15 protein-coding genes are annotated in these 17,904 nt (G+C 61.8%); 1 reads left to right on the forward strand and 14 read right to left on the reverse strand.

All coding sequences use genetic code 11. From position 1 onward, the window contains the following. Nucleotides 1–74: 74 nt before the first annotated feature. From ACPV0M_RS09970 to ACPV0M_RS10020, 11 genes are all read right to left on the reverse strand, one after another. A complete protein-coding gene (locus ACPV0M_RS09970) occupies nucleotides 75–1,151 on the reverse strand; it encodes a nickel-dependent hydrogenase large subunit (RefSeq protein ID WP_425620494.1) in 1,077 nt (358 codons plus the stop codon). A 13-nt stretch (nucleotides 1,152–1,164) separates the two neighbouring features. After that, entirely contained in the window at nucleotides 1,165–1,518 is a 354-nt protein-coding gene (locus ACPV0M_RS09975) for an NADH-quinone oxidoreductase subunit C (protein WP_425620495.1), read from the reverse strand. 18 nt (nucleotides 1,519–1,536) lie between these two features. Further along, nucleotides 1,537–1,959, reverse strand: a complete 423-nt coding sequence (locus ACPV0M_RS09980; protein WP_425620496.1) for an NADH-quinone oxidoreductase subunit B family protein — start codon at nucleotides 1,957–1,959, stop codon at nucleotides 1,537–1,539. Nucleotides 1,960–2,009: 50 nt separating this feature from the next. After that, nucleotides 2,010–2,867 carry an NADH-quinone oxidoreductase subunit H gene (locus ACPV0M_RS09985; RefSeq protein WP_425620497.1) on the reverse strand — a complete coding sequence of 286 codons (858 nt, stop codon included), beginning with the start codon at nucleotides 2,865–2,867 and terminating at the stop codon, nucleotides 2,010–2,012. Beyond that, nucleotides 2,864–4,792 carry an NADH-quinone oxidoreductase subunit L gene (locus tag ACPV0M_RS09990; protein ID WP_425620498.1) on the reverse strand — a complete coding sequence of 643 codons (1,929 nt, stop codon included), beginning with the start codon at nucleotides 4,790–4,792 and terminating at the stop codon, nucleotides 2,864–2,866. Before ACPV0M_RS09990 ends, ACPV0M_RS09985 begins: the two co-directional genes overlap by 4 nt. 137 nt (nucleotides 4,793–4,929) lie before the next feature. After that, nucleotides 4,930–5,502, reverse strand: coding sequence for a hypothetical protein (locus ACPV0M_RS09995; protein WP_425620499.1), 573 nt, complete (start codon nucleotides 5,500–5,502; stop codon nucleotides 4,930–4,932). A gap of 122 nt (nucleotides 5,503–5,624) precedes the next feature. Then, nucleotides 5,625–6,818: a sulfite exporter TauE/SafE family protein gene (locus ACPV0M_RS10000; RefSeq protein ID WP_425620500.1), complete on the reverse strand. Its 1,194-nt coding sequence runs from the start codon at nucleotides 6,816–6,818 to the stop codon at nucleotides 5,625–5,627. A gap of 144 nt (nucleotides 6,819–6,962) precedes the next feature. Further along, nucleotides 6,963–8,087 carry a DUF1847 domain-containing protein gene (locus ACPV0M_RS10005; RefSeq protein WP_425620501.1) on the reverse strand — a complete coding sequence of 375 codons (1,125 nt, stop codon included), beginning with the start codon at nucleotides 8,085–8,087 and terminating at the stop codon, nucleotides 6,963–6,965. Nucleotides 8,088–8,428: 341 nt separating this feature from the next. After that, nucleotides 8,429–8,965 (reverse strand): manganese efflux pump MntP family protein, encoded by a 537-nt coding sequence (locus tag ACPV0M_RS10010; protein ID WP_425620502.1) that lies wholly within the window; start codon nucleotides 8,963–8,965, stop codon nucleotides 8,429–8,431. Next, on the reverse strand, nucleotides 8,962–10,035 hold the full coding sequence (locus ACPV0M_RS10015) for an L-threonylcarbamoyladenylate synthase (RefSeq protein WP_425620503.1): 1,074 nt from the start codon (nucleotides 10,033–10,035) through the stop codon (nucleotides 8,962–8,964). Before ACPV0M_RS10015 ends, ACPV0M_RS10010 begins: the two co-directional genes overlap by 4 nt. Nucleotides 10,036–10,171: 136 nt before the next feature. Further along, nucleotides 10,172–10,852, reverse strand: coding sequence for a Crp/Fnr family transcriptional regulator (locus ACPV0M_RS10020; protein WP_425620504.1), 681 nt, complete (start codon nucleotides 10,850–10,852; stop codon nucleotides 10,172–10,174). A 266-nt stretch (nucleotides 10,853–11,118) separates the two neighbouring features. Between ACPV0M_RS10020 and ACPV0M_RS10025 the strand changes: the two genes are divergently transcribed. After that, nucleotides 11,119–13,608: a hydrogenase iron-sulfur subunit gene (locus tag ACPV0M_RS10025; protein ID WP_425620505.1), complete on the forward strand. Its 2,490-nt coding sequence runs from the start codon at nucleotides 11,119–11,121 to the stop codon at nucleotides 13,606–13,608. A 544-nt stretch (nucleotides 13,609–14,152) separates the two neighbouring features. On the opposite strand, the gene ACPV0M_RS10030 is transcribed toward ACPV0M_RS10025, so the two are convergent. The 3 genes from ACPV0M_RS10030 to prmC all read right to left on the reverse strand — a co-directional run bounded on the left by ACPV0M_RS10030 (nucleotide 14,153) and on the right by prmC (nucleotide 17,755). Further along, nucleotides 14,153–15,346 (reverse strand): sulfite exporter TauE/SafE family protein, encoded by a 1,194-nt coding sequence (locus tag ACPV0M_RS10030; RefSeq protein ID WP_425620506.1) that lies wholly within the window; start codon nucleotides 15,344–15,346, stop codon nucleotides 14,153–14,155. Nucleotides 15,347–15,600: 254 nt separating this feature from the next. Continuing rightward, nucleotides 15,601–16,896 carry an ArsB/NhaD family transporter gene (locus ACPV0M_RS10035; protein ID WP_425620507.1) on the reverse strand — a complete coding sequence of 432 codons (1,296 nt, stop codon included), beginning with the start codon at nucleotides 16,894–16,896 and terminating at the stop codon, nucleotides 15,601–15,603. A 10-nt stretch (nucleotides 16,897–16,906) separates the two neighbouring features. Next, nucleotides 16,907–17,755 (reverse strand): peptide chain release factor N(5)-glutamine methyltransferase, encoded by an 849-nt coding sequence (prmC, locus tag ACPV0M_RS10040; protein ID WP_425620508.1) that lies wholly within the window; start codon nucleotides 17,753–17,755, stop codon nucleotides 16,907–16,909. Nucleotides 17,756–17,904: the final 149 nt, after the last annotated feature.

Here is a 17,904-nt window from a genome sequence, read left to right on the forward strand (position 1 = left end):
GTTAACCGTCTCCTTTCCCAGGCGGTCGGCCCTCGGATTTTCGGATTGCCAACCGCGGCGGGCGCAGCCCGCCGTCAGCGTTCGGTGCAGGCGATGCATGGGTCGATGGAAAGAACGATGACCGGGATATCGGCCAGCTCGCAGCCGGGAATCATCGCCAGCAAAGCGGGTATATTGGCGAAGGTCGGCGTGCGCACCTTGAGCCTTTCGAGATGCGCCGTGCCGTTGCCCTTAATGTACTCGCAGAGTTCGCCGCGCGGCTGCTCGACCCTGATGATCCCTTCTCCCTCGGGAAAACCCTTGACCTTGACGGCCAGCTCGGTGTCGGGGAGGTTGTCGAGGGCCTTGAAGGCCAGGTCGAGGGACTGGTGGATCTCCCGGGCCCGGACCATCATGCGGGCGTAACTGTCACCGGCGTTTTCCACAACGGGTTCAAAGCCGATCTCGCCGTATGCCGAGTAGTGCAGCATCCGGGCGTCGTAGGGCCACCCGCTGCCCCTAAGGGTCGGACCCACGGCGCCGAGAGCCCAGGCCTGCTCCTTGGACAATACGCCTTTGCCCACCGTGCGCTGCCTGATGGTATAGTCCCTGGCAAACACCTCGTAAACCGCGTCGTACTCCGCCTTGAACCGGTTGAGCATCCGGCGGACGCGCCCGGCCATATCCTGGTCGATGTCCCTTCTGACGCCGCCGAGGACACAGGACGACTGGATAACGCGCTGCCCCGTGGTCATCTCCAGGATGTCGAGGACGATTTCCCGCGCCCGCCAAGACTGCATGAAAAGGCTTTCAAACCCGAAGGAGTCGGCCAGGAGTCCCATCCACAGCAGGTGACTGTGGATACGGGACAGCTCGCTCCAGAAAACCCGCAGGTACCGGGCACGCGGAGGGGCGGAGACTTTCATCACATTCTCGACGAGCTCGCAGTAGCACAGCGCGTGGATAAAGCTGCAAATGCCGCAGATCCTCTCGCAAAGGAACACGTTGTTCACAAAGGGGTTTTTCTCGCCCGCTTTTTCTATGCCCCGGTGCATATACCCGATAACCGGCAGGACCTCGACGACGCGTTCGTCCTCGCAGGTCAGCTGAAGCTGGATGGCTTCCGGAAGAACCGGGTGCTGAGGACCAAAAGGAAAAGTAACCCTCCCCATACAAAAGCCCTCCTTACTGTATTACCGGCAGTTGTTTCAGCATCGGCGTGCGCGGGCTCTTTTCGGCGAGGATCATCCGGCCCTTGAAGTCGATGGCCATGCCGTCAACCTTCAACCCGAAGAACTCCCTCATCTCGTTTTCAATCAGGACGGCGCTCAGTTGAAGGGATGATAGGCTCGGCACTTCCTCCTCTTTCGCGACGCGGACCCGCAGGCTCATAAGATCCAGTTCACGTTGAAAAAGGTAGATGATTTGAAAGGTTTCCCCTTCATCAAGGCACACGGCGTTGATGAGCCTTGCCCCACGGTTCAGGAGTTCCTTGGCCGTGTCCGTCAACTGGTCCCTGGAAATTGTAAGATCCTGCATGTTACCCCCCCTCCCCCGCTAGGATTCGGCGAGCTTGTTCAGCGCCCCGACAACCCCGTCGATGATGGCCTCCGGGCGGGCCGCGCATCCCCGCACGTAGATATCGACCGGGATCACCTTGTCGATCCCGCCCAGGGTGTTGTAGCAGTTGTGAAAGACACCCCCGCTGCAGGCACAGGCCCCGACGGCCATCACCAGCTTGGGCTCGGGCATCTGCTCATAAAGATTTTTTAGAACCTGTTCGCTCTTCCAGTTCACCGGACCGGTTACGATAAGCAAGTCGGCGTGCTTGGGATTGCCGATGTTCAGGATCCCGAAGCGCTCCACGTCGTAAAGCGGCGTGAGGCAGGCCAGGATTTCGATGTCGCACCCGTTGCATCCGCCCGTGCAGTAATGAAGGATCCAGGGCGATTTGACACGCGACCTGGTCAGTAAACCCATCGGCTACACTCCTTTCCCCCAGAAACCGCCCATTCGGCCGCAGCTCATATTCAGGCCAGCCATTGCAGCAAGACCATGTTGAGCAGGATAAACCCGATCCCCAGCCCCCAGCAGACGGCCACCATCCAGGACCAGCGCAGGCGCGCGGCCAGGTTGTCGATAAAGAGCTCCAGCAGGAAAACCGCCAGGGCTGCCAGAGCGCCGATCCAAAGGGGCTGCGCCCAAAAGAGGGCGACAAAGGCCAGGATCAGGACGAGTTCGTACCAGTGGGCCAAGTGGATAAGGGCCAGGTAACGGCCCGAATACTCCGTGTAAACACCCCGCACAAGCTCCTGGTGGGCATGCTCGGAAGCGGCGATATCGAAGGGCGATTTGCGCATCTTGATCCCCAGGGCGATAAGCAGCGCGGCGAACGCCAGGGGCAGGGCCGGCAGCAGGGGTTCGTCCCAGGTCAAAACGCCGGAAACGGTGAACTTCCCGGTCTGCAAGGCGACGGCCGCCGCGGTGAGCAGCAGGATGGGCTCGTACGACAACATCTGGATCAGCTCGCGCTGGGCTCCGAAATGGGAGTACGGGGAACGCACCGAGAAGGCGCCGTACGCCAGGGCCGCACCGGCGAAGGCCAGGATCAGGAAAATAACCACAAGATCCTGCCCCAGGAAAAAGAGGGTGAAAGCCGTCATGGTGAGCAACAGGTAACTCCACGCCCACACCATGTTGCCCCGGGCCGCGACCACCCTGGTCTTGCTCAGCAGCTTGAAGAAGTCATAAAAAGGCTGGGTCAGGGGCGGTCCCATCCGCCCCTGGAGGCGGGCCGTGATCTTCCGGTCGACGCCGACCAGGAACCCCCCCGCCGGGGGCGCCGCGATAAGGGCGGCGACGGCGACAAGAACGTCGGTGACGGTCACACGATCACCCCCACAAACAGGGCCCCCAGGCAAACGAGGGCCGCCCAGTTAAACACCGGCGTCAACTTCTGCTCGCCGAAAAGCGTCGTCCAGTAAGTGCCCCCCACGGCCAGAGGCACCGGGGAATCGGCGACCGAGCGAAACCGGCGGTCACCGTCGATATTGACGCCGCAGAGGTAGGCCGGCGCTGTTTCGGTACCTGCCGGTCCCTTGACCAGGAGGGCGGGCAGCAGGACGGCCAAGCCGACGGCGATGAACAGGGCCCACGGCGTAAAGGAGCCGACAGCCGTGAACAGGTTCCAGCCCGTTAAGTCGAAAGGCCGGCCGTAACCCATCCCCGCCTGCGCCGGCAGGATCAGCCACTGCATCAGCGGCGCGATGAGGATACTCAAGCCGACGGCCGTCCCAACCAGGCCGATGGTCCCGGCATAAGCGAAGAAAGGCTTTTCTTCCCTGGCTTCACCTTTAACCTGCGTGGTAAGCCTGCCGACCCACTTCGCCCAGAAAACAAGCGTGGCCGCGCTGCCCACGGCAAGAAAAGCAGTGACCGCGATGAACCAGCCCCCTTCCGTGCCGGCGGCCTCAATGGCCGCCCACTTGGAGAAGGCCACGCCGAACGGCAGGAAGAGCATCGAGAACATCCCGACGACCATCGCCGACGCCAGGAGCGGCGTCCGAAAGCCGAGCCCCTCCATGTCCTCGATGTCGCGGCTGCCGATCTGCTGTTCAGCCATCCCTACGGCCATAAACAGGGCACCCTTAGAGACGGCGTGGAAGACAATCAGGGCCAGGGCCGCAGCCATGGCCAGGTCGGTGTTGATGCCCGCGCAGCAGATGATCAAGCCCAGGTTGGCGACGGTCGAGTAAGCCAGGACCCGCTTGGAGACAGGCTGGCTGACGGCCAGGATGGAGGTGACCACAAACACCAGGCCGCCGAACAGGGCCACCATCACCGAGAGGGTGGTCCCGGCGTAGGCGGGGGCCAGGCGCAGGACAAGGTAGACGCCCGCCTTGACCATCGTACTGGAGTGCAGCAGGGCGGAGACCGGCGTCGGCGCCACCATCGCCCCCAGCAGCCAGCTCTGGAAGGGGACCTGGGCCGCCTTGGTAAACCCGGTGAAGCAGAGCAAGGCGAGCGCGGGCAAGAGCGCGGGAGCGGCCATGCCCGCTCCGATGAGTTCCTGCAGGGAAACCGAGCCGACCAGTTGATAAGCTAGACCGGTCCCGGTGACCAGGGCGACCGCCCCGAGAAGGTTCATCCACAGGGCCCGCAAGGCGTTCTGTTTCGCTTCATCCGTAAGGTCGTGCCGGATGAGCTGGAAGCAGCACAGGGTCGTCAGCTCCCAGAAGAAGTACAGCCAGAGCAGGCTGTCGGCGAAAACCAGGCCGTTCATCACGCCGAGGAAGCCGACAAGATAAAGGAAGAACTGCGGCTGCCTGCTTTTATCCAGATGCAGGTGAGCCTCGTGCCGCGGCATGTAGTCCAGGGCATACAGGACGATGAGCGACCCCACGATAGAGATCACAAGGCACATCAGCCCGGACAGCATATCCACGTGAAACGCCGGCTCCACGGAAACGTGCCCGCCCAGCCACGCGAATTTCAAGACGGCAAGGCCCGCCGCGGCGGCCAGCGACAGCAAGACGACAAGGCTGTGCCGGGCGCCGAGGCCGGCGTGGATAAAGTAGGCCAGCAGCAGGAAATCGAGAACGGTCAAGACGCTCTCCCATTGGGCCGGGAGAATCACGGTCAGCGGTCCCGATGCGGCCGCCGTTACGGTCAGCCATACCGAGGCGGCTGCCAGGACCAGTGATACCGGGATCAGGAGCGCCCTGCGCGCCGGGACGCCCATCGGGATTAAGCCCAGCAGGCCGGCGGCGACAGGCAGCAGAACCAATACGCCGATCAGGATTTCACCGGTCATTTTTGCACCCCCCGCTGTTTTCCCCGCTTGCGCCGGACGGGGCTCCGTCCGCATTAAGCCCCGCCCGCCGGCAAGGGGGATCTATTATGAGGAACATTTAGGAGGTTTGAGACAGCGTATTAAACTTCGGCCGGCGATCAAGGTCTCTTGGGCACGATGTCCGCGAAGCTTTCCAGTTCCTTTGCACTCTCGCCGACATCGTCCAGCATCTTTTGCACCCCTCTGAAATAGGGCAGCCTTGGCCGCATCCAGCCGAAGAGGATCCTCGACAGAATGTAACAGATCAGGAAAACGACAACGTAATTCGCAGCCCAACCGGTAAAAGGTATGGGAAAGTCAATCCCCATGAACCGCGTCTGCATCCAGGCCAGGCAGAAGAACACAGGCCACAGGTTGGCGGCGGAAAGAGCCACGGCGTTGAAAAAAACCTTTCCAAAAGCGTCGTTGGCCTCTTTGTTGCGGGTTTTGTACTCTTCCTTATTCCCCGATTTCAAGGCGTCCAGGGAGAGGTTGTTCATCCTGACCATCTTGGTGTTAAGGACCTTCAGGTGCTTCCTGTTCAGCCTGTAGGCGATCGAGATGGTGAATTCCCCGACGACGACCGTCAACATGGCGACGATGAAGGTCCCCAGGAAGAAGTCAAAGACAGGATTACCGGTTATCCGGTAAAAAACGATGAGCACCTGGTCCAAATAACCCCAGAATCCCACGCGATCAACCCCTCAACTTGGGGACTATTGCAAACAGTCCCTGGTTTTTCAACATCTAACGACCGAGGCGTGCCGGTTCCGGGTCAAACCCGGAACCCGGCGCACCCCGTACAGCCCGGGACCTACATCGGCACCCAGGACTGGCCGAAGAAGCCCTTGCTGAAGTAACCGATTCCGACATAGAGGGCCAGCACCACAAACAGCCGTTTCAGCCAGATCTCGGGAACGTACTTCTGCGTGCGCGGCCCGATGATCGAGCCGATGAAGATGCCGACCAGTTCCACCCCGATCAGCGACCAGTATACGCCGGCGCCGGCCAGTTTGATGTAGGCCGTGATGCTGGCGACCATACTGATGAACACCGTGAGGGCCGAGGTGCCGGCCACAATGAACATCGGCAGGCCGACGATGCTGGTCAGGAACGGCACGTACAGGAAACCGCCGCCGACGCCGATGAAGGAGGAAATAGCGGCGATGACGATGCCGCCGAGCACCGGCCAGATAGGATTAAAGCCGAACTCCACGCCGCAGAAGGTGAATTCCACCCGGCTTGCGCTCCACCTGGTGACCTTGACGCCGGTCTCGACCGTGGAGCCCTTCTCCTTCACGCTCTTTTCAAAGGCCTGGGCTGCTTCCTTCGCCGCTTTTTTGCTGGCCTGTCCTCGCGCTGTAGTCTCGTAGAGCAGGACCGCACCGACGATGAAAACAAAGACGCCGAACCAGCCCTGGTACTGACTGAACGTCACCTTGCCGCCCGTGAGCCAGGGGATGGCGACAGCGCCGACAATGGAGCCGAGACCGAGGGCCAGGCCCAGCGGCCAGACCAGGCGCCCCACACGGTAGTAGTTGTAGCTCGAAACCAGTGACGAAAGCATGACGAGAAACTGGTTGGAAACGCGGATGCTGTCGGTAAGCAGCTTGTTGACCGTCGGCGCCGTCTGCTTAAAGCTCTTGGCGTACGCGCCCAGGCCGAAAACGGTCATGTGGCCCACGCCGGCCATAATCCCGCCGAAGGCGCCGACCGTGGAGAAGATCCAGCCCACCCAGATGGCCCACAGGAAGGCCAGCACCAGGTTAACCTGCGGGGCTCCGGGGATGCCCAGGAATCCCCGCGGGGCGTTCGGGTCGATCTGCCCCTTCCCGGTACCCACCGGTACTTCTTGAATGGCCTTACCCAGCTTGCCCGGGATGCCCAGGTCCCCCACCGTCGCCGTAGTCGGGTTGGCCCCCACGCCGCTTGCCCCGGCGAACAGGCATACCAGGAAAGCAAGCAGTACGACAAGGGCCGCTGTGTTCCACAACCGTCCTTTTCTCAAAACACACCCCTCCCTTTCCAAAGAATACCTATGCATTAGTCCCGTACCACAAGGATTGGTGATGGTTCCAGAGAGATCTCACCTCCCATACGACCAACGTCCGATGCCGGCACTCCGGTGCGCCGCCTAGAAGAGAACGCCTGCTTAAGCGCTCGCTCCCGGCTGCACCTCGTCGTCCAAATCCGCAACCGGCGGCTCGGCATCCTTGTAGCGCCTGGCGACCTCGTAGGGCCGCGGGTCGGAGTAATCGACATCCATCGCACGCGCGCCTGTATATAAAGCGGCCAGGGTATTGTGGCCGAGCACGCGGTCCTTGGGGGCGAACGTCGTCGTCGGTGCCAGGGTATGCGTCGCAAAACACATGTCGTGGCCTAAACAGATACCGAGCTGAACCGAAAGGTCGACCCGCAATTGGTTGTCGATCTTGGCCTGGCCGACCGGATTGCAAGCCGATTCAAACTTGGCGCCGGGGTTCATGTAAGGCGTGTTCTGCTCCTTCTTGTCGATGCCGCTCGTCTTGCAGCAGACCGAGTAGACGAGAAAATACTGTTTGAGAATATCCGAAAGCATCCCGGCTTCCTCGAACAGGCCGTTGCAGAAACCCAGGCTGATCGATTTGAAGCCCGCGCGCTGGCCGAAAACAATCAGCTCCTGAAGCCGGGTTCTCCTGACCTGCCCGGGCTTCGGCAGCCCTTTCCCCTGGAGATATTTCTTACGCTGGTAAGTGGTGTAGACGACGGTCAGCGGGTGATGGCCCAGCACCCAGTCCGCGGCTGCGAAGTTCGTCACCGGTACCCTGCTGTGCTGGTTGAAGAGGATGTCCTGTTCGATGCACAGCCCTAAGGAAACGTGCATAGGCGCCCCGAAATCGTTCAAGACCTCGACCTTGGCCCGTTCGTCACGCCGGTAAAGGTCGAACCGCCTGTCGGGATCGTGAACAAACCGCTGGTCGGGCGTAAGGCAGTAGTCACAGCACACGGCATTGACCTCAAAATGCGGGGAGAGAGCCTCGATCATCATCCGGGCCTCGCGGTTAAAACCGGCGCAGTAGGCCAGTCCCAGCCGGCGGCATTCCATCATCAGGCCGATGAAGATCAATTCCTGAAGGCGGGTCAGGTTATTGCCGTAGACGTGTTGCAGGAAGGCGCTGTACGTAACGTAAGGCCGCACGGCGGGATCCCTGTATTCCGGGAGTTCCAGCTTGCCCCCGAGGCAGTCGCGCCCCTCCTTGCTGCAAGCCATTTTCAGGTTGCAGTATGCGCACTTCATTAGAGAGACTCCCCCTCTGCGGTGATGTAAAACAGGCAATACCATGGTGACAACAGCAAAAAGCGACAATGCCACGGGAAAAGCAAAGAACATGTGACGCGGTTGTCGCGTCACATGGCAGGAAAACGGTCACGTTTTTGATCATTTGATAAATTATAGAACACAAACGACAACCCGGCAGTCCATGGCAAGACCAAACGCATGTCATCTTCATTGCATCTGATATGTCGCAAGGCAGGCGATGATAACGTCGGCTGTCCGACTTTTCCAATGTCGGGCAGCTGACGTGGTGTTGTGTGAAGATGAGGACGTGTTCCGAAAAGAAATCCGGGGAATATCTTTTAGAATACCAGCTTGACTCCCACGCCGAGCAGGATCAGCCCGCCGGCGAACTGCGCGCGGCTGCCCACGTGCCGGTAAATCGAGCGGCCCAGGAAGAGGCCGGCGGCCGTCATCGTCCCGGCCACCATGCCGATGACCCCCGCCGCCAGGGCGAGCTGCGCGCCGATGGCCCCCAGCGTGAACCCGACGCTCAAGGCGTCCATGCTCACGCTGGCGGCGAGGACGATGATGCTCCAGACGCCGTTTATCCTAACGGGCTCCTCCCGGTGCCTGCGGAGGGTTCCGATGGTCATGCGCAACCCAAGGTAGATGAGGATGGCCGCGCCGATATAAGCGGCCGTGCGGCCCGCGATGGTCCCCAGGAGTTCCCCGCCCCACCAGCCGAACACGGGGAAGGCGATGTGAAAGACGAGCACCACCAGCACCAGGGCCAGGGCCTGCTTGCGCCCGATCCCGGTGAGGGCCAGTCCCAGGCTTAAGGAAAAGGCGTCGGTGCCCAGGGCCACGGCCAGCAGAAAGAGCGTCAGCGGACTCATCTATCATCCCCCACCGTAATCACTTTGCCCGCCGCCTTGCGCAGCCGGTTCATCACCGCTTCGCCTACGCCGACAGGTTCGACGCCTTCGGCGACGATGGCCGTAACCCCGTCTTCGTCGCACCGCCGCAATAATTGGTACAGGCGCGCCCCCACCTGGGCGGGATCGTCACGCAAACCCATGACGTACACCCGGTCGCACGGCAAAAGCCGCGCGGTCTCGGCGCTGCAAAGGACGGCGATCCTGTGACCCGCGGATTTTAGTTCCGCGGCCAGTTCCACGATGCGCCGCGGGACCCCGCGGCGGTCGCCCTCCACGAGGTAGAGCTCGCCGCGCGGGGCGTAGTGCCGGTATTTCATGCCGGGCGCGCGGGGTCTTTCGGTTTCTCCCCGGCCGGCCACGGCCACGTCCGTGCCGATGGCCCGGGTCAACGCCTCCCGCGTCACTCCTCCGGGACGCAGGACGACCGGGACGTCCGTCGTGAGGTCTAGAATGGTGGATTCAAGTCCGTGCGGCGCGGGCCCGGCATCCAGGATGACTTCCACCCGCCCCTCCAGGTCCTGCCGGACGTGTTCCCCCGTCGTCGGGCTGGGCCGGCCGGAGACGTTGGCGCTTGGGGCGGCCACGGGCAGGCCGGCCGCCCGGATCAAGGCCAGGGCCACCCGGTGGTCGGGCATCCTTACGGCGACGGTGTCCAAACCCGCGGTAACCTCCCCCGGAACAGCATCGGCTTTGGGCAGCACGAGCGTCAGCGGGCCGGGCCAGAAAGCCTTGGCGAGCTTTACGGCCAGCGAGGGCAGGCCGGCCGTGACGGCAGCCGCCTGCTCCAGGTCGCTGACGTGGACGATCAGGGGGTTGTCGGCGGGCCTTCCCTTGGCTATGAATATTCGCTTTACGGCCCTGCTATCCAGAGCATTTGCTCCCAGACCGTAAACGGTCTCGGTGGGAAAGGCCACCAGCCCGCCCTGTCGCAGGATGCGCGCCGCGGCCGTGATTGCGTCCTGATCGGGGTTTATTGGATCAACCCGCCAATAATGCGTTTCTACCAGCATGGCAGTAAAATCTGTCACCTGCCACCCAAGCCTGTCTTTGTAGTATACCACACCCGGGGCTTCTAACGCCCAAAACTTGACAAAAAATAATAAGGACCCCCGCACAACCGCAGGAGCCCTTTCATCCGAAACGGGCGCCAAGGTTGCCGCCGCCTCAAACCACCCATTCGGCCAGCTTCCCGGCGTCCTTGATGACGATTTTGCCCCCCTCCACGCTGATGCAGCCTTCGTCCCGGAAAGTGTTCATCAGCGAGGTGACCGTCTGCCTGGTGGAGCCGATCATGGAGGCGATCTCGCTGTGAGTGAGCTTGAGCCCGATCTCCAGGCCCCGGTCGGTAGGCACGCCGCAGCGCGCGCTGAACTTCAGGAGCAGCAGGGCGAGCCGCCCCGGCGCCTGCCAGCACATCAGGTCGTAGACCAGGGCTTCGGCGAAACGCATGCGCGACCCGAGCAGCGACGCCACTTTCAGCGCCAGGCGGTGCTCCGTGGACAAAACGTCCAGAAACTGGTCCTTGGTCAGGACGATCATGGTCACGTCGGTGATGGCCCTGGCGAAACAGGTGCGCTTGCTGTTGCAAAGAGCTTCGGCGAGGCCCATGATTTCGCCCGGGTTCCGCGTGCCGCCCACCGTAAACTCGCGCCCGGACGGGCTGATGCGGTAGATCTTCACGTATCCTTCCTCCAGCAGGTAGACCCGGTCGGCGTATTCCTCGGCCGAGAAAATAATCTGGCCCTTGGGGTAACGCACCCTGATGCCGGCCTTGCAGAGCACCTCGCGCTCGCGTTCGTTAACTGTGAGGGCTTTCTCGTTCATCTTAAAGACCTTTTCGGTCATCTAAAACCATCTCCCGATATTGCAGAAAGTTGATCTTATAACTTGAGTTTTATTTTAACGTCTTACTGTGCCCATGTTAACCGATTTCCTGCCCTCCGTCTCCCATTGATCATTTCCAGTGTCAGCAAGCCGACACTCGCGCATTCGCGGGCGCGACGGCGAAAACGGCGCAAACCCTCTACAATAATAAGCAAGGTAAAATTGTGCGGTTTTCCTGTCCATTTACGCGGCGCAAAGGCCGAGCAGAAAGGAAAGGGGTGCTGAGCGTGCCTGATGCCAATGGTTTCAGGGTCGGCGTTTTCGTCTGCGATTGCCAGACCACCCTCAACGACGCCATAGATATGGCCCGTCTGGCGGAACGGGCGGGATCACTGGCGCACGTCGTGTTTGTCCGAAAACACAATATCCTGTGCGAAGAAGGACTGGAGATCTTTAAAAACGACATCAGGGAGCAAGCGCTCGACAGGGTTATCGTGGTCGGGTGCTCGCCGCGAACGAGCCTGATGGCGCCCGAACAGCGCTTTAAGCGGGCGGCGGCGGAGACGGGCCTGGACACGACGGCCGTGGAAATCGCCAACATCCGGGAGCAATGCGCCTGGGTGCACCCGGGCATGCGGGAGGCGGCCACCGGGAAAGCCGAAGACATCGTGGCCATGGCCCACGCGCGCGTGCTCCTGAACGAGAAGCGCAACCCCACCCGCCTGCCGGTCACGGACCGGGCCCTGGTGATCGGCGGCGGCCCGGCCGGGATGCAGGCCGCCCTTGACTACGCCCGCAACGGGGTCAAAGTGACCCTGGTGGAAAAGGGCACCCACCTGGGCGGGCAAATGGCACGCGTGGAAAAGCTTTACCAGACTCCCAACTGGCCGTCGACCTGCTCCACTTCCTGCATTCTCCCGAACATCACCAAGCTGATCGCCCTCCACCACCCGACGATCGAGCTGATGACATCCACCGAGGTCACCGGTATCCGTAAAACGGACGGGAATTTCGAGGTCACCCTGTACCAGGCGCCCCAGTTCGTGGACACCCGCAAGTGCGTCGAATGCGGGAAGTGCGCCGAGGCCTGCCCGGTAGCCGTATCGAACGACTTCGACTTCGGCCTTTCGACGCGCAAAGCAATTTACAAACCCTACCGCTTCACCCACCCCAACGCCTACGTCATCGACACGGAGGCCTGCACCAGGTGCGGTGAGTGCGTGCCGGTCTGCCCCGCGGGGGCCGTGACGCTCGACGCCGGCCCGCTCGAAAAGACGATCCGCGTCGGCAGCGTCGTGGTCGCCACCGGTTTTGAAGAGCTGGACGTGCGTAAAGCCAAACCCGAATACGGTTACCAGCTGGAACAGGTGGTCAGCAGCCTGGAGTTCGAGCAGTACTGCCAGCACTTAGGCAAGACGGCGAAAAAGCCGCGCTCGATCACCTTCGTCCTGTGTGCCGGCTCGCGGGAAACCAACGGCAAGGTCGACCCGGAGTGCGGCAACGGCAGTTGCAAGTACCAGCCGCTGGACGGCCCCAAGGCGTACTGTTCGAAAATCTGCTGCGAGTACACCTTGAAACAGGTGCTGCTGTTGCACCAATCGCATCCCGAAATCAAGGTCAACATCATTTACACGGACATCCGCACCGTGGACCGCGCCCCGGAAGAATACTACCGCGAGGCCCAGCAGAAAGGGGTCAATTTCATCCGCGGGCGGCTGACGGCCATCCAGAAAAGCACCAACCGCGAGAGTGTAACGGTGCGCCTGCAGGAACTCCCCAACGGCAGCGAAAACGGCGGGGCCGACGCCGCCCTGGAAACCGACCTGGTCGTGCTGGCGACCGCCTTTAACCCGCGGCGGGACTCCTCGCGCCTGCGGATGCTTTTCGGCATGCAGCCCGACCGCTACGGCTTCGCCGCCGTCAACCAGGGACCCTTCGGCGATTCGCCGGGCTGCCGCATCCTGCGGCCCACGGAATCGACGGTGCACCGCGTCTACGTGGTGGGCGGCGCCGCCGGGCCGGCTTCGGTCCATGAGAGCGCGGCGGCGGCCAGCTCGGCGGTGGCAAGGGCTATGGCTTACCACCACAAGGGGTACACCGAACTCCTAGACTACTATGCCACCGTCAACAAGGACCTGTGCAGCGGCTGCGGCTTCTGCCGCAACGTCTGCCCGCACGGGGCCATCCAGCAGGACGAGGACGGCTACTACAGCACGGACCCCGCCTTCTGCCAGTCCTGCGGCCTGTGCATTGCGGCCTGCCCGAGCGGCGCTATTCAACTGACCAACTATACCGAAAAACACCTGGAGGAACAGTTGAAGGTGGCCTTTCATAACGTCCCGCCCGGCGAGCCCAAGATCCTGGGATACCTCTGCTACTGGTGCTCCTACTCCGGGGCCGATTTCGCGGGCATCAACCGCCTGGAGTACCCGGTGGGCACACGCATCATCCGGGTGAGGTGCGGCGGCAGCGTCAGCCCGGTGCACGTGCTGATGGCCCTGGCTATGGGCGCCGACGGGGTAATCGTGGGCCGCTGCCCTGCCAACAACTGTCACCACCACCACGGCAACGACCTGACGGCCAAGCGGATGTCGATGTGGGAGAAAATGCTGCCCCTCGTCGAGATCGACAGCGCGCGGTTTGCGTCGAAGATCATCGGGTCGGCAGGCTACAAGGAATGGATCGCGGCCGTCCAGGAGATGCACCGGAATATCAAGCGGCTTAAGTCGGTCGTCGGACATCGGACGTTAGAGGTCGGACTCGAAGGAATTCGCTAAAGCGAATTCGACCGGGGTTAATTAAGGTCGTCGGCCTAAAATGGCATTCGGCGTTCAGCGTTCGGATTAGGATCAACTTCGTTAAGCTCCAAACCCAGCACTCAGGGCTGATACGAAACCTACCGTCCGTAGTCACTTGGCCAATTCACGATACGTTGTTTCAAACGGCTAACTGAGTGCTGGGCACCTTCGCCAAGAACCGCTACGATGCTCCGCAAGTCGCTCGCTTAAAGAAAGCCGGAATCGAAGGTTTGTAGCAGTCTTATCAAATATTGACTACCTATACCAGACCTAAGGTCCACCCAACAAAGGAGAGAGCCCCCGTAAATACGGGGGCTCTCTCCTTCAGAGGGGAACAAGAGGGAAGCTGTCGATACCGGGAAGTAGTGGTGCAGCTGCTTGTTTGTGGTTACGCCAGGCTCTTGAGCTCCGGCGCGTGTTTTGCATCTTCGTCAACCATGCACCCTGCCGAAGCAGGGCAGCCCGGAGCGCACGGCACCGAAAACGACCCTTGGCAGCACGTGCGCTTTTCAACTCCTTAAGCCTACATCGGCACCCAGGACCGGCCGAAGAAGCCCTTGCTGAAGTAGCCGAGCCCGACGTACAGGGCCAGTATGACAAACAGGCGCTTCAGCCAGATCTCGGGAACGTACTTCTGCGTGCACGGGCCGATGACCGAACCGATGAAGATGCCGGCCAGCTCGACCCCGATCAGCGACCAGTAAATGCCGGCGCCGGCCAGCTTGATGTAAGCCGTGATGCTGGCGACCATGCTGATGAACACCGTGAGGGCCGAGGTTCCGGCGACGATAAACATCGGCAGGCCGACGAGGCTGGTCAGGAAAGGCACGTACAGGAAACCGCCGCCGACGCCGATGAAGGACGAAATAGCGGCGATGACGATGCCGCCGAGCACCGGCCAGATAGGATTAAAGCCGAACTCCACGCCGCAGAAGGAGAATTCCACCCGGCCAAGGCTCCACCTGATGACCTTGACGCCGGTCTGGACCCCGAAGCCCTTCTCCTTGACGCTCTTTTCAAAAACCCGGGCGGCTTCCTTGGCGGCCTTCTTGCTCGCCTGGCCCCGCGGGGTGGTCTCGTACAGGAGGACGGCGCCGACGATAAAGATGAACACGCCGAACCAGCCCTGGTACTGGCTGAAGGTCACCTTGCCGCCCGTAAGCCAGGGAACGATGACGGCGCCGACGATGGAGCCGAAGCCGAGGGCCAGCCCCAAGGACCAGACCAGGCGCCCTATGCGGTAGTAGTTATAGCTGGATACCAGGGCCGACAGCCCGGCGAGGAACTGGTTCGAGACACGGATGCTGTCGGTGAGCAGCTTATTGACCGTCGGGGCCGTGTCCTTGAAGCTCTTGGCGTACGCACCCAGGCCGAAGACGGTCATGTGGCCCACGCCGGCCATGACGCCGCCGAAGGCGCCGATCGTGGAAAAGATCCAGCCGACCCCGATCGCCCACAGGAAGGCAAAGACCAGGTTAACCTGCGGCGCTCCGGGGATGTCCAGGAATCCCCGCGGGGCGTTCGGGTCGATGTGCCCCTTGCCGGTACCCACGGGCACTTCGGCGATGGCCTTGCCGAGCTTGCCCGGGATGCCCAGGTCCCCCACCGTCGCCGTTGCCGGATTGGCCCCTACGCCGCATGCTCCGACCATAAGGAGAACCAAAAATGAAAGCAGCAAAATGACAGCAACCGTGTTCCACAGCGGCCTCTTTTGCAAAATTCGCGCCCCTCCTTATTCAGCATTCAGCGTCAGACCGTTTACTAGGTGGTTATGTTTTTTAATTATAAGGGAAACTAATCGATCAGGCAGTCCGACGCCGAACTGCGTCATTGCTTAATTACAGGCAGGAAATACGTTAAGGGGACGGCTTCGCGAATGTCGGCCGGCCGACAATTATGGTAGTCGGTAATCAGTGGTCGGTGGTCGGAGGCCGGAGCGAAACACCGGAGCGCGGGTCGTAACCCGGGCTGTTACAGGGGTCTCAAATGGAAGATGATGAGGTAGACGGTCGACAGCGCGATCGTGATCAGCATGACCGGGAACCCGACCTTGAAATAGCGCGCGAAAGTGAGCCGGGTGCCGTGTCTTTCGGCCAGGCCGGCGACAATGACGTTGGCGGCGGCGCCGACCAGCGTCCCGTTGCCCCCCAGGCAAGCCCCAAGGGACAGGGACCACCAGAGGGGCCGGAGATCGTCGATTCCGCCCAGGCGACCCATTTCCTGCAACAGCGGGATCATCGCTGCTACGAAGGGAATGTTATCCACGAAACCCGAGGCCAGCGCCGACACCCATAAGATCCCCAGGCCCGTAAGCAGCAGCCGACCCTCCGTAACGTCCAGCACGGCCCGGGCCGCGAGCTCCATCAGCCCCGTAGCTTCAAGGGCCCCCACGAGCACGAAGAGCCCCGTGAAAAAGAAGAGGGTCGGCCACTCCACGTTGTGGAAGGCTTTCTCGGTCTCAAGGTCGGTTATCAGGAGCAAAAGCGTGGCCCCGCCGAGAGCGATGCTGGCCGTGGGGAGGTGCAGGACGCCGTGCAGGAGAAAACCGGCGATGGTCAGGCCGAGGACGGTCATCGACCGGACAAGAAGGGGCACGTTGTGGATATAGTCGCGGGGGCGCAGTTCGAGGAGCTGCTGCTTAAGTTCCGGCTCGGTCCGCAGCCGGCGGCGATAGACCAGGTAGAGAAAGGCGAGGGCGGCCATAAAACAGACAAAGGCGATGGGGGCGGTGTTGGCGAGAAAGTCGTTGAACTGCAGATCCGCCGGCCCGCTGATCATAATGTTGGGGGGGTCGCCGATCAGGGTACCCGTACCCCCGATGTTGGAGGCGATAATCTCGCTGATCAGGTAAGGCGTCGGCGTGACCTGAAGCTTCCTGGTGACGGCGAAGGTCACGGGCACGATCAGGAACACCGCCGTGACGTTGTCGAGCAAGGCCGAGAGGAATGCCGTGATAAAGCTGAGGTAAATCAGGATGCGCACCGGTTCGCCCCGGGCGACGCGGGCGGCGTACACGGCCAGGGCCTCGAAAACACCCGTCTCCCGGGTGACGCCGACGATGATCATCATCCCGACCAGCAGACCGATGGTGTTGAAGTCAATAGCCGCAACGGCCTGGTCCTGGGTGATGATCCCCGAAAAAACGGCGACCGCCGCTCCGGCCAGGGCCACCACCGAACGGTGGACCTTTTCGGCGACGATGAAGGCATAGGTTGCGACAAAGATAACGACGGCGATAACCGCCTGGGTGCTTAAACCAGCTTCCATGCCACCGCCCTCAAATGCTTCTTGCCACTACTAGTCTTTCCCGTCCCGCCAGATCCAGCCGTAGTTCAGCATTCCACTCCAGGCCCGCGAACAAATCGAGCGCCTTACGGCCCTGCCCCGGGCCGATTTCGATCAGCAGGTATCCTCCCCCCGCCAGGTAAAAGGCGGCGGCGGGCACCAGCTTCCGGTACAGGGTCAGGCCGTCCGCCCCCCCGTCGAGGGCGACGGCCGGTTCGCTCTGGACCTCCGGGGGCAGATGCGCCATCTCGCCGGCAGAAACGTAAGGGAGGTTGGCCGCAATCAGGTCAACGTGTCCGGCCAAGTCCCCGGGAAGCGCTTCGAGCAGGTCGCCGGCCAGAAAGGTTATCCTGCCGTCAAGGCCGTACCGCCGGGCGTTTCCGACGGCGACGGCCAGGGCTTCCTCTGAAACGTCGGTGGCGACAACCCTGGCGTCGGGGTGGTAATAGGCGATGCTAACGGCGATGGCTCCGCTTCCCGTACCGACATCGACCGCGACCGGGGACGGGCGCTCCTTGAGCAGCGCCAGGGCGGTCTCGACCAGAAGCTCGGTCTCGGGCCGGGGAACCAGAACCGCGGGCGTGACCGAGAACTCCAGCCCCATGAACTCCTTCCGTCCCGTGAGGTAGGCCGTCGGGACGCGCCGGCGGCGCCGCTCCACCAGGCCGAAAAACTCCCGGGCAAGAGGCTCCGTCAGGAGCCTCTCCGGGTCGGCCCATAGGCCGGCTCTCCCGCAGCCGAGGACGGCACAGAGCAGAACCTCCGCATCCAAGGCAGGGGAGTCGACACCCGCTTCCCGCAAAAGAGTCCGCGCCTTGGTCAACGCCTCTCGAATGTTCAATTCTGCTCTACACCTCCTGCCCGGAGGTAAACCTCAAAAGCTCGATAACTTCTAACCGCCAAGACGCCACGTAAGCCAAGATCACGGAGTTATTCAGAGCGCTTATAGAGCGTTTATGGATGCCAAGAATTCTGGTAGCCCCTTAACAG

It is taken from the genome of Desulfosceptrum tomskiensis, assembly GCF_049818055.1.
Taxonomy (GTDB): Bacteria; Bacillota; Desulfotomaculia; order Desulfotomaculales; family JASEER01; genus JBFLVT01.